Source organism: Pengzhenrongella sp. (genome assembly GCF_036565025.1).
Classification (GTDB): Bacteria; Actinomycetota; Actinomycetes; order Actinomycetales; family Cellulomonadaceae; genus Pengzhenrongella.
The window spans coordinates 1-10,717 of sequence record NZ_DATCNW010000039.1 but is presented as its reverse complement, the minus strand read 5'-3'; the positions used below and the strand labels follow the sequence as shown (position 1 = coordinate 10,717).

Sequence of the window (10,717 nt, the reverse complement as noted above, 5' to 3'; positions counted from 1 at the left end):
CGCGCCCTCACGCTGCTCACCGAGGAACTCAACGCCCAACCCGCCAACCTGCCCGGCGACCGCCGACCCTTGACCTACCTCATCGCCGCGGCATCAATCACAACAGTCAGCCCGGCACTACTTCCGGAGGTCTGAGCCTGCTGCGACGGCGCTGGTCCTGTCGATGAGTTGGCGTGAGGTGATGGTTTCCACGAACCAGTACATGTCTCCGGCATCGGCATGCTCGAATCCGCCACACATGATCCGGTTCGGCTGCTCTCCTTGCTGCGGGGGTTGAAGAGAGAGGCCATTGGGTGCCGGGTATTGGATCTCCGACCGGCGGTACGACGTCCCGGTGAGGAAGAAGCCCGAGCCGCTTTCAAGAGGCCCGAGGCGTGCGTTGTCGCGCAGCGAGCCGTCCGGATCTGGCCAGTAGGGCTTGTCGAAGGAGATGACTAGATCGACGTCCCAGGCTTCGTTGGGCTTCAGCACGTCCGACATCCTGGCTCCGCTCTGGTGGTCGGCGAGGTCTGGCGCTTGGCCAGAGACAGCAGCGACGCGGTACTGCGGCTGCTGGAGGTGCCATGTCCGGCGGAGCCGCGCTATGCGGAAGGCGCGGTCGGCAACCTGCTGACCGTCGAACGCGAGGCCCTTCGGTGGCACGCGTCCGTGGAGGACGAAGTCTCCCTGCGCCTTCACCAATTCAACGCGCTTGCGGTCAATCTTGATGTGGAAACGGGGACTGGCGAGCTCTTCTTTGGGGCCGTGGAACGAGAGGTGCGCAAAATCGCCACGGCCGACGGCATCCAAGTAGAAGCCAGATTCCTTGGCGGTGATCCCCCAGACGTCGCCGAGCGGAGGTGAACCGCCTGCAGTCAGAACGAGCAGGATCTTGGTCGTCATCTAGGCATGTTGGCATGACGACGTTGTGCGAGCAGGAGTTCCATAACCTCCCGACGGTCGGCTAGTTCGTGAAGATCGCCGCGTCGTGCGTGAAGTCCGGGGACACCTGGAGGACGAGGTCCTTGGGGTCGGCTACACCGTAGGCGGGGTGCGGCCAAGGTAACGCAAAAGGGGCCATGAATTGACCATGAGGGACGAGAACCCGCTTGGGCCAGTGACCTGCGGCGACCTTCCCTGCGATCATCGCTCCGCTCGGGCTCGTTGTCCGGTAGGTCGAAGTGGCGAGACATGACGGCGCCAGTGGCCGGGGCTCGTCTCAGACCTACGACTCGTCCTCGGCGGGCGTGTCCGGGTCGCTCAGGGTTCTACGGCCCCTTTCCGCCGTATCCCGTTCATACCCGTGAGTCGGGCGGTCGGGCACCAGCCACACGAGCACCGCACAAGCCGCAGCTCCGACCACACGACCCGAGTAGCTAGTCTCGCCATAACATCGCATCCTCGGCGTTCGCGCCTGGGTGTGCTCGCGCATGTCAGACCCGCAACGCCGCCCTACACGGGTCACGACGCCGTTGTGGTCAGCCGCTTTGTTGTCTGTCGAGGTAGCTGGCGATGGCCTCGCGCATGACCTCGGAGGGCTTCAGGTGGGCGCGGCTGGTGTAGGCAGTCAGGCGCTGGTCCAGGTCCGTTGGCAGGCGGACCTGCCGGGCGCGGGACTTGCCTGTTCCGGTGGTGCCGGTCAGGGTGGGGCGGCCGCGGCCGCGGCCGCGGCTGGTCGTGTTCAGCTCGTTGCGGGCGAAGGCCTCGAGCGGGGAGTCCTGGGCTGGGTCAGCGGGTAGCGCGGCAGCCAGCAGTGCGCGGACGCTCTCGTGGCGGGTGTCGCGGGTTGCGGGCGTGCTGGTCTTGGCTGCCTCGGCAAAGGCTGCGGTGGATTCTGGGGTCTGGGCCCAGTCGGCGAGAGCGTCGTAGTCCATGTCGTCGGTGTCGGTGTTGTTGGCGGGACGGGTGTTCTGCATGATCGGTGCTCTCCTGGTGGCGAGAGTCGCTGTGACGGGCACTAGGTGAAGAGGTCGAGGTTGCGCTGCTGCGCGGCCTGGACGTGGAAGATGACCAGCGTGCGGCCTTGTTTGACGACCATGACTTCGATCAGCGGGACCAGGGCGTCGGGTGTAGCCGGTGGGCCGATGTAGAGGTCCGGCGCCGGTCCTGACGTGCGGCTGGCGGCGGTGAGCGGCCCGTAGCGACGGTTCAGCATTGCGTGGATGGCGTCCTGCTCGGTGTAGCCGTGGCGTGCGGCCGACGTGGTGAACTCGATCCCCTGCATATCAATACTGTAGCACAGTATTGGGTTATTTTGATAGTACCAAAATACTCCGGTGGGGGGTTCGGGGCAACCCGGGCGCCGGCCGGTGCCGGCCAGGGGCCGTCGGTCGTTAGCGTGACTTTTCGTTCCGATGTTCCAATTAGCCGCAATTTCATCTGGTGGGCTACTGCGGTCAGGCTGAACATCGTGGGATGCGGCCCCCGTTGATCAGGACCCTATCTTCTCCGATGTGTCCATGACGTGGGCCGTCTCGACGAGACCTTCGCGCGGATGCTGAGGTGCTCCTGACCTGCGCGTTTGCACTCTGACTTCATCCGATGAAGGATTCCTTCATCGGACGTAAGCGATGGAGGGTGGCTTTTTGATGGTCGGGAAGAGCCTCGCGGCGGGGGCGGCGGGGCTGCATCTGATCGATGGTCTGCCGTTGCTGCGGCCCGACGAGCAGGTCTTCACGGCCATGCTGGACGGCTGGCGCAACCAGCAGCTCGCCCGGAACCTCGCGTTCTCCACGATCGAGAGCCGCGAGAAGGCCGTGCGCGCGTTCACTCGTCATGCGGATGCGTTCCCGTGGGCGTGGTCGCCGCAGATGGTCGACGAGTGGCTGGGTGATCTGCGCTCGGTCCGGGACCTGCGCCGCTCGACGCTGCGGAACTACCAGGGGACCATCCGCTCGTTCTGCGCCTTCATCACGGACGCCGCTTACGGGTGGGCCGACACGTGCCAGGAGCGGTTCGGCACCCATCCGGTGCAGGTGGTCCACGAGTGGAACACCGCGGTGCACGTTGAGGAGGCCGAGGCGGATCCGTCGAAGCGTGCCGTGACCCGCGGGGAGCTGCGGGCGTTCTTCGATCACGCGGACGCCCAGGTCGACCGGGTCCGCGGGCGCGGGCGCAAGGGCTGGCTGCCGGCGTTCCGCGATGCGATGCTCTTCAAGACCGCGTACGCCTTCGGTCTGCGCCGCAACGAGACGCGGATGCTGGATGTCGCGGACTTCGGGCGCAACCCGCGGGGCGCGGAGTTCGGGGACTACGGCGTCCTCTACGTCCGCCACGGCAAGGCGAAGAAGGGCTCCCCGCCCAAGCGCCGCAGCGTGCTGGCGGTCTTCGACTGGACGGCGGAGCTGCTGGAGCAGTGGACCGAGGAGGTTCGCCCGCTGTTCTCTACGGCCGGCCCCGGGGCCTTGTGGCCCTCGGAGCGATCCGCGCGGGTGGGGTTCTCCCAGATGAACACCCGCTTCGGCGCCTACCGGGACGCCCTGGGCCTGGACGCGGGCCTGGACTTCCATTCCTTTCGCCGGTCCTACGTCACGCACCTGATCGAGGACGGCCTTGACGCCCGGTTCGTCCAGCAGCAGCAGGTCGGTCACGAGCATGCGTCGACGACCTCGATCTACACGTGCGTATCTTCGGACTTTCGGACCAGGACCCTGCGCAGGACCCTGGACGCCACGATGGACGCCGCCCTGCGGCCGGAGAGGAACACCTGATGAAACGTCACGTCGCCTACCAGTGGCGCCTGCGTGAGGTGATGGCCACCAAGGGGATCTTCACCGCCACCGACCTGTCGCCCCTACTGGCTGAGCGGGGCATCGCCCTGTCCTCGGTGCAGGTCTGGCGCCTCGTGACCCAGGTCCCCGCACGACTCTCGCTGCCGGTCCTGGCCGCGCTCTGCGACGCCCTGGACGTGACCCCGGCCGACCTGATCGCGACCCGGGCCGAGACCGTGACCCCGCGGCGCACCGCGGTCGCGGGCGCGGAGGTCGTGGACCTGGCGGCCACGATCCGGCCCAAGCGCGCCAGGATCACCCCGGAGCGATGAGTCCCAGCTACGACACCCTCGAGAAGCACGAGCGGTGGTACATACGCACCTGCGCCCGCTGCGGGCGACGAGCCGGGAAGGCCGCGAACTGGTCGGACGGCCCGATCTGCCGGACCTGCCTGGACAAGGCCACCCGAACACGCGGAACCTGCCCCGGCTGCCAGACCGAACGGCTGCTGCCCGGTCGCGATACCGCCGGGACGGCGATCTGCCGAGACTGCGCGGGAATCACCCGCGACTTCTTCTGCGACCGCTGCCGCTTCGAGGGGCGCCCGCTCGGCGGGCGGCTCTGCGAACGGTGCACCCTCACCGACCAGCTCACCGCGGCGCTGGATGACGGCACCGGCCACATCCACCCACCCCTGGTCCCGCTGTTCGACGACCTGCGCAACATGCCGCGCCCTCGCGGCGGACTGGCATGGATCGCCAATCCCCAGCCCCGGGCCCTGCTGCAGGACCTCGCTGGCGGCCGGCTCGCACTGACCCACGAAGCGTTCGGGCTGCTGCCGAACTGGCGGACCGCCGGCTACCTGCGCGACCTGCTCATGCAGTGCGGCGCACTGCCCTCCGTCGACCGCCAACTCCTGTTCTTTGAGAGGTGGCTCGCCGAGCATCTCGCCGCCGTCGCCGACCCCGCACATGCCCACACTTCGCCGCTTGGGCACCAACTCCGCAACCTTCGGGCTGGAGCGGACAAGGGGCCATTCGGTAAGTCTCCGGCGCACGTGGCGCCAGCAGTTCACCCAGGCCGAATCGTTCCTGATCTGGCTCGCCGACAGCGGCGTCCTCCTTGAGGGTGCCCGACAGGTCGACCTGGATGCCTGGCACACCGAGAAGTACGCCACCCGCCGACCCACGCAAGCATTCCTGAGCTGGGCCATGAAGGCCGACCGCATGCCCACCCTGACCGGATCTTCCCCGGTCGCCGAGCCGGACAGGCCATGGACCCGATCGCGCTCTGCGACCTGCTGCGCAGGGCCGGGGTCCCAGCACAGCACGGACGAACGGCCGCGATCAGGCAACTCGTCCTGCAGATGCCAGCACCCGTAGTGGCCCAAGCCTTCGGCTATCACGAGGCCAGCGCGACCAGGATCGCCACCGAGGCCGGATCTCCCTGGAGCGGATACGCCCCCGGCGACCACACCCGATAGCCATCGGTCACCCCGACGGCGACGAAGCAAGCAAGCGACCGACCGACCGACAACGGAGGTTGTTCTCTCATGGCCTCGCGGCGAACCACCCCGCCAACAAACCAACCCATCTCGATCATCCAACGACTCCGCGAGGTCGCCGCCCTCGAGGCCGCGGCGCGAGACCAACGGTTCGACCTGGTCGCTCAGTTGCGCACCGAGCACGAATGGAGCTGGCAGCAGATCGGCGCCGAACTCGGCATCACCAAGCAGGGAGCAGTCAAGGTCTATGCCGAGCACGTGCAGGACCTTGCCCGCCGCAAGACGGCGGCCGACCGGGCGCGGTTCGATACCGTGCGACCCTCCGCGCCGGTCGCATCCCCAGCCGTAGACGTGCCACTCGACCTCGACGACGGGGATGGTGCTCCTGGGGGTGCTCAGCCGTGCGGACCAGAGGAAGTCGAGCCGCCTACTGGGGAAGGCTCTGCATCATGGTGATCAGTTCATCGCGGCCGTAGCCCTGGCGTCGGGCGAAGTCGAGGAGCTCGTTCATCCGGGCGAGCACCGCGCCGCGTTCGGGTGTCCCCGCGACGGTGATCGCCTTGCCGCGGCCCAGCTCGAGCAGGCCCTCCTCCCGCAGGAGCCGCAGCGCCCGCAGCACGGTGTTCGTGTTGACGCCGAGGACCGCGGCGAGGTCCTTGGCCTGCGGGATTCGTTCACCCGGGCTGGCTTCGCCGTCGGCGATGGCTCGGCGAATGTCGGCCGCCACCTGCTCATGCAGTGGCATCCGGAGGGCCCGGTCGACCGGCGACAGCGAGAGTGCCTCATCTTCGAGCGGTGAGGGGTGCTTGACGGCGTTCATAACACCAACGATAGTAGCGTCATGGTCGTGATTCGTGAGCGCACCCCCGCGAACGCCTCCTCGACGATGCCAGCTCCGGTGGAGGGCGAAGTTCTCTTCAAGGAGGCGAGGCGACGCGAGCGCAGGCGACGGATGACCATCGTGGCTGCCCTGCTCGGGGTCGTGCTCATCTCCGCTGTCGTGGTCGCCCTGGTGGTAGGCGGAACACCGGCGCGAAAGGCAACCACCGGAACGGGCCAGCCCCTGCCACCGGCGGTAGCCAGCACCCTCACCGGACGGGTCCTCGAGATCGGTGGGCCGGCAGGGCTCGAACGACCGTGGAAAGGCACGACGGTCACCGTCACGCGGGGCAACCAGCGCGTCACGTCGGCGGTGACGGACTCAGACGGGAAGTTCACCGTCCGTGTCCCACCCGGCGAGTACAACCTCTCCGTGGTCGAGTCCAACCTCTCCGGTGTCGCCGGGGCGCAGGGGCCCAGCTGCAAAACCACGAAGGTGCACGTCACGGCGGGGGTCGCAACACTCCACGATCTGGCATGCCAACTCAGGTAACTCGCGCGCGGGCCAGGAACAAGCCGGATCGAGACGGAGCGGCTCCGACCCAGACGACCGGCAGAACCGCTATCGACGCCACGACGACGACGAGTTGCGTCACCCCTCGCGACGATCGGCTGATCAAACCCGAGGAATACAGACCACTTGATCAACGGTCACTACCAGCGTCATACCCCGCCACGTCGAGCCGGGGCTTCAGGCGATCGCTCAGTCGAGATAGTCCCGCAGCGTCTGGGACCGGCTCGGGTGCCGCAGCTTCGACATCGTCTTGGACTCGATCTGCCGGATCCGCTCGCGGGTGACCCCGTAGACCTTGCCGATGTCGTCGAGCGTCTTGGGCTGGCCGTCGCTCAGGCCGAATCGCATCGACACGACGCCGGCCTCGCGCTCGGAGAGCGTGTCGAGCACCTGGTGCAACTGCTCCTGCAGGAGGGTGAAAGTGACGGCGTCGGCCGGGACGACGGCCTCGGAGTCCTCGATGAGGTCGCCGAACTCGCTGTCACCCTCCTCGCCGAGCGGGGTGTGCAGCGAGATGGGCTCGCGACCGTACTTCTGGACCTCGACGACCTTCTCCGGCGTCAGGTCGAGGGCCGTGGCGAGCTCCTCCGGGGTGGGCTCGCGACCCAGCTCCTGGAGCATCTGACGCTGCGCGCGAGCCAGCTTGTTGATGACCTCGACCATGTGCACCGGGATGCGGATGGTGCGCGCCTGGTCGGCCATGCCTCGTGTGATGGCCTGCCGGATCCACCACGTCGCGTAGGTCGAGAACTTGAAACCCTTGGTGTAGTCGAACTTCTCCACCGCGCGGATCACGCCCGCGTTGCCTTCCTGGATGAGATCGAGGAACAGCATTCCGCGCCCGGTGTACTTCTTGGCGATGGACACGACCAGGCGAAGGTTCGCCTCGATGAGGTGCTCCTTGGCGCGACGTCCATCCGCGGCGATGACCTCGAGCTCGCGTTTGGTCGCGTCCCGGTAGCCGGTGGCACCCGCGAGGTGATGTTCGGCGAGCAGTCCGGCCTCGACCCGCTGGGCGATCTCGACTTCCTCGATCGCCGTGAGCAGCGGGACCCGCCCGATGATCTTCAGGTAGTCCTTGACGGGATCGCCCGTCGCCCCCGCCGACGAAATCACCGGGGCGGGGGCATCGTCGTCGCTCGATGACAGGATGTAGCTGTCGTCCTTCGCCGAGACCGGGTCCGGGGTCGTGAGTGTCGTAGACATAGCTGATCGCCCTCTCAATCCTCGGCACCGAGCGACGTTGATCGGCGAACTGCCGCACACGCCTGCCACCGAGGCCATGGGGCCACGGCGAACCTGAGGATGCCGACCTGGAGCGTCGGACGCAGACCCCGGTCGCTCAGATCGGGCCGCAATGCGAATGGCATTGTAGCCGACAAGAATGACTCGCGCCGGGATTATTCGACGTGTCAGTCCCAACGCGCCCCCTACCGCGCGCTGGGTCTGACACGTCGAGGCGGGTGGTGAGTGATCCGGGTCAGGGGAGTAGGACCATCTTCCCGTCGACATGCCCGTCGAGGCCTGCGCGGTGCGCCTTCGCGACGTCGGCGAGGGGATAGGTCGCCCCGACCCGGACGTTGAGCTTGCCCGCGACGACCAGGTCGACGAGCTTCTGCTTCGCTGCCCTGCGGATCTCGGTGCCGGGATCGGCGCCGGGCCCGTTGCCGAGCAGCAGGATGTGCAGCCCGGCACCGTGCGCGAACCCGGCGATCGTGGCGATCCGTTGCCGGTCCGCCACCACCGCGACCGAGCAGTCCAGCGCCTCGTTGGTGCCGACGGTGTCGATGGCGACGTTGACCGGCCGCCCGTGCGCGGCGGCCCGCACGCGGGCCTCCAGGCCGGGCCCGTACGCCACGGGGGTCGCGCCGACGTCGAGCAGGTACTCGTGGTTGGCGATGCTCGCGGTGCCGATCACCCGCGCACCCCGGGCCCGCGCGATCTGGACCACCATCGACCCGACGCCGCCGGCCGCGCCGTGCACGAGGACCGTGTCGCCGGGGCCGACCTTGGTCGCCACCACGGTGTGCATGGCGGTCACCCCGGTGAGCAGCAGGCCGCCGGCCTTCTCCCAGCCCAGGATCGGCGGCTTGTGCACCGCGGCCGCCGCGCGGATGACGATGCGCTCCGCATAGGCCCCGGCCGCCCGGTACGCGATGACCTCGTCGCCGGGGGAGATCCCCTCGACGTCCGGACCGACGCCCAGCACGACGCCGGCGGCCTCGTGGCCCAGCCGCATCGGCAGGCTGGACGGGTCGGTGCCGTACGCGCCTGTGTACGACTTCCAGTCGCTCGCGTTCACCCCTGCCGCCCGGACCTCGAGCAGGAGCTGGCCCGGACCGGGACTGCCCGGCTCGGCGTCGATCAGGGACAGGACCTCGGGCCCGCCGAAGGCGGTGGCCACCACTGCACGGGACATACCCCGATCATGGCCCGTACCCCGCTCCGCGGCGAGGCAAACGCGCGCCCGGAGGTGGCTTCCACCTGATCCGGACCGGCGAGGGTGGGGCGCCCGGTAAACTTTCCAGGTGAGCCTTCGCTTTTTTGACGCCGCGATGCGGCAGATGCGTCCTTTTGTGCCGTTAGAACCGGGCAAGGTCGGCATCTACCTGTGTGGGGCGACCGTCCAGTCACCTCCGCACATCGGCCACCTGCGCTCGGCCGTCGCGTTCGATGTGCTCGTGCGCTGGCTCGCACGCTCGGGGTACGCCGTGACCCTCATCCGTAACGTGACCGATATCGAGGACAAGATCCTCGCCAAGTCGGCCGCGGCGGGACAGCAGTGGTGGGCGTGGGCGATGGAGAACGAGCGCGCCTTCACCGCAGCGTACGACGCCGTCGGCGTGCTACCCCCGAGCTACGAGCCGCGCGCCACGGGTCACGTGCCCGAGATGATCGAGCTGATGCAGCGCCTCCTGGACGCGGGTCACGCATACGTCGCCGGCGAGGGGGACGTGTACTTCGACGTCCGCTCCTACCCCGAGTACGGCGCGCTGACGAACCAGCGGATCGAAGAGATGGTGCCCGCCCCCGACAGCGCCGAGACCCCGGACGAGTGCAAGCGGGACCCGCGCGACTTCGCGCTGTGGAAGGCGCCGAAGCCGGGCGAGCCGGCCAACGCGTCGTGGGCGACGCCGTTCGGTCGCGGACGCCCCGGCTGGCACCTCGAGTGCTCGGCGATGGCGCGGCGCTACCTCGGCGACTCGTTCGACATCCACGGCGGCGGCCTGGACCTGCGCTTCCCGCACCACGAGAACGAGCAGGCGCAGTCGCGTGGCGCCGGGTTCGGCTTCGCGCAGTACTGGCTGCACAACGGCTGGGTCACCCAGGGCGGCGCCAAGATGAGCAAGTCGCTCGGGAACGGCCTGCTGGTCACCGAGGTGCTCTCGCACACGCGCGCGGCCGTGCTGCGCTACGCCATGACGGCGGTGCAGTACCGCTCGATGCTCGAGTGGACGGACGACACCCTCGGCGAGGCCGAGGCCACCTGGGACCGGTTCGCCGGTTTCATCGAGCGCGCCGTCGAGGCGGTCGGCGCCGTCGACGACGACGAGATCGCCAAGGTCGACCTGCCCGCAGAGTTCTCTGCGGCGATGGATGACGACCTCAACGTACCTGCGGCGCTCGTCGTCGTGCATGAACGGCTGAAGGCGGGCAACACCGCCCTCGCCGAGCGGGACCTGCCCGCGGCGCGGGCCGCGCTAGTGCATCTGCGCGGCATGCTGGATGTGCTCGGGCTCGACCCGGCCGGACCCCAGTGGAGCGCGCGCGGGGACGACGATCGGTACGCCCAGGCGCTGGGCAAGGTCGTCGCGGCCGAGCTCGCCGCCAGGGCAGACGCAAGGGCGGCGCGAGACTTCGCGACGTCGGACGCCATCCGGGACCGCCTCGCGGCGGCCGGGGTGGTTGTCGAGGATTCACCGGCCGGGGCGCGATGGTCGCTGGCCGCCACCCGGGAGGACGAGAACTGATGGCAGGAAATTCCACACGTCGCGGAGCCACGCGAAAGGCCGGCTCCAAGAAGGGCGCCCAGTCCGGTACCGGCGGTAAGGGACGGGCGTCCCTCGAGGGTCGCGGGCCGACGCCCAAGGCCACCGACCGCCCGTACCACGTCGCGGCCAAGCGCCAGGC

The 10,717-nt window shown here is 68.5% G+C and carries 12 protein-coding genes; 6 read left to right on the top strand and 6 right to left on the bottom strand.

What is annotated here, in order from left to right:
- Positions 1 to 117: 117 nt before the first annotated feature.
- From VIM26_RS02060 to VIM26_RS02050, 3 genes are all read right to left on the bottom strand, one after another.
- Positions 118 to 882, bottom strand: a complete 765-nt coding sequence (locus VIM26_RS02060; RefSeq protein ID WP_331948656.1) for a hypothetical protein — start codon at positions 880 to 882, stop codon at positions 118 to 120.
- 575 nt (positions 883 to 1,457) lie between these two features.
- Entirely contained in the window at positions 1,458 to 1,895 is a 438-nt protein-coding gene (locus VIM26_RS02055; protein WP_331948655.1) for a hypothetical protein, read from the bottom strand.
- Between the two features lie 41 nt (positions 1,896 to 1,936).
- Positions 1,937 to 2,203 carry a hypothetical protein gene (locus VIM26_RS02050; protein WP_331948654.1) on the bottom strand — a complete coding sequence of 89 codons (267 nt, stop codon included), beginning with the start codon at positions 2,201 to 2,203 and terminating at the stop codon, positions 1,937 to 1,939.
- Positions 2,204 to 2,567: 364 nt separating this feature from the next.
- Between VIM26_RS02050 and VIM26_RS02045 the strand changes: the two genes are divergently transcribed.
- The 4 genes from VIM26_RS02045 to VIM26_RS02030 all read left to right on the top strand — a co-directional run bounded on the left by VIM26_RS02045 (position 2,568) and on the right by VIM26_RS02030 (position 5,649).
- A complete protein-coding gene (locus VIM26_RS02045) occupies positions 2,568 to 3,689 on the top strand; it encodes a site-specific integrase (RefSeq protein WP_331948653.1) in 1,122 nt (373 codons plus the stop codon).
- A complete protein-coding gene (locus VIM26_RS02040; RefSeq protein WP_331948652.1) occupies positions 3,689 to 4,021 on the top strand; it encodes a helix-turn-helix transcriptional regulator in 333 nt (110 codons plus the stop codon). The genes VIM26_RS02045 and VIM26_RS02040 overlap by 1 nt, the downstream gene beginning before the upstream one ends.
- Complete coding sequence (locus VIM26_RS02035; protein ID WP_331948651.1) at positions 4,018 to 4,815, top strand: hypothetical protein; 798 nt, start codon at positions 4,018 to 4,020, stop codon at positions 4,813 to 4,815. The genes VIM26_RS02040 and VIM26_RS02035 overlap by 4 nt, the downstream gene beginning before the upstream one ends.
- Positions 4,816 to 5,241: 426 nt before the next feature.
- The gene (locus tag VIM26_RS02030) at positions 5,242 to 5,649 is read left to right on the top strand and encodes a hypothetical protein (RefSeq protein ID WP_331948650.1); all 408 of its coding nucleotides are present in this window, start codon (positions 5,242 to 5,244) and stop codon (positions 5,647 to 5,649) included.
- On the opposite strand, the gene VIM26_RS02025 is transcribed toward VIM26_RS02030, so the two are convergent.
- Positions 5,621 to 6,013, bottom strand: a complete 393-nt coding sequence (locus VIM26_RS02025) for a GntR family transcriptional regulator (RefSeq protein WP_331948649.1) — start codon at positions 6,011 to 6,013, stop codon at positions 5,621 to 5,623. The genes VIM26_RS02030 and VIM26_RS02025 overlap by 29 nt on opposite strands.
- A 21-nt stretch (positions 6,014 to 6,034) precedes the next feature.
- Between VIM26_RS02025 and VIM26_RS02020 the strand changes: the two genes are divergently transcribed.
- A complete protein-coding gene (locus VIM26_RS02020; protein ID WP_331948648.1) occupies positions 6,035 to 6,565 on the top strand; it encodes a carboxypeptidase regulatory-like domain-containing protein in 531 nt (176 codons plus the stop codon).
- 210 nt (positions 6,566 to 6,775) lie between these two features.
- On the opposite strand, the gene VIM26_RS02015 is transcribed toward VIM26_RS02020, so the two are convergent.
- Both VIM26_RS02015 and VIM26_RS02010 read right to left on the bottom strand, forming a co-directional pair.
- Positions 6,776 to 8,098 (bottom strand): RNA polymerase sigma factor, encoded by a 1,323-nt coding sequence (locus VIM26_RS02015; RefSeq protein WP_331948647.1) that lies wholly within the window; start codon positions 8,096 to 8,098, stop codon positions 6,776 to 6,778.
- Positions 8,067 to 9,005, bottom strand: coding sequence for an NADP-dependent oxidoreductase (locus tag VIM26_RS02010; RefSeq protein ID WP_331948646.1), 939 nt, complete (start codon positions 9,003 to 9,005; stop codon positions 8,067 to 8,069). The genes VIM26_RS02015 and VIM26_RS02010 overlap by 32 nt, the downstream gene beginning before the upstream one ends.
- Positions 9,006 to 9,114: 109 nt before the next feature.
- Between VIM26_RS02010 and cysS the strand changes: the two genes are divergently transcribed.
- A complete protein-coding gene (gene cysS / locus VIM26_RS02005) occupies positions 9,115 to 10,557 on the top strand; it encodes a cysteine--tRNA ligase (RefSeq protein WP_331948645.1) in 1,443 nt (480 codons plus the stop codon).
- The last annotated feature ends 160 nt before the right edge of the window (positions 10,558 to 10,717 follow it).

Excerpts from the sequence above, each read along its gene's own strand:
- VIM26_RS02055 (WP_331948655.1), bottom strand. The coding sequence starts at position 1,895 with ATGCAGAACACCCGTCCCGCCAACAACACCGACACCGACGACATGGAC.
- VIM26_RS02045 (WP_331948653.1), top strand. The coding sequence starts at position 2,568 with ATGGTCGGGAAGAGCCTCGCGGCGGGGGCGGCGGGGCTGCATCTGATC.
- VIM26_RS02015 (WP_331948647.1), bottom strand. The coding sequence starts at position 8,098 with ATGTCGACGGGAAGATGGTCCTACTCCCCTGACCCGGATCACTCACCA.
- VIM26_RS02020 (WP_331948648.1), top strand. The coding sequence starts at position 6,035 with ATGGTCGTGATTCGTGAGCGCACCCCCGCGAACGCCTCCTCGACGATG.
- VIM26_RS02030 (WP_331948650.1), top strand. The coding sequence starts at position 5,242 with ATGGCCTCGCGGCGAACCACCCCGCCAACAAACCAACCCATCTCGATC.
- VIM26_RS02050 (WP_331948654.1), bottom strand. The coding sequence starts at position 2,203 with ATGCAGGGGATCGAGTTCACCACGTCGGCCGCACGCCACGGCTACACC.
- VIM26_RS02040 (WP_331948652.1), top strand. The coding sequence starts at position 3,689 with ATGAAACGTCACGTCGCCTACCAGTGGCGCCTGCGTGAGGTGATGGCC.
- VIM26_RS02060 (WP_331948656.1), bottom strand. The coding sequence starts at position 882 with ATGACGACCAAGATCCTGCTCGTTCTGACTGCAGGCGGTTCACCTCCG.
- VIM26_RS02010 (WP_331948646.1), bottom strand. The coding sequence starts at position 9,005 with ATGTCCCGTGCAGTGGTGGCCACCGCCTTCGGCGGGCCCGAGGTCCTG.
- VIM26_RS02035 (WP_331948651.1), top strand. The coding sequence starts at position 4,018 with ATGAGTCCCAGCTACGACACCCTCGAGAAGCACGAGCGGTGGTACATA.
- VIM26_RS02025 (WP_331948649.1), bottom strand. The coding sequence starts at position 6,013 with ATGAACGCCGTCAAGCACCCCTCACCGCTCGAAGATGAGGCACTCTCG.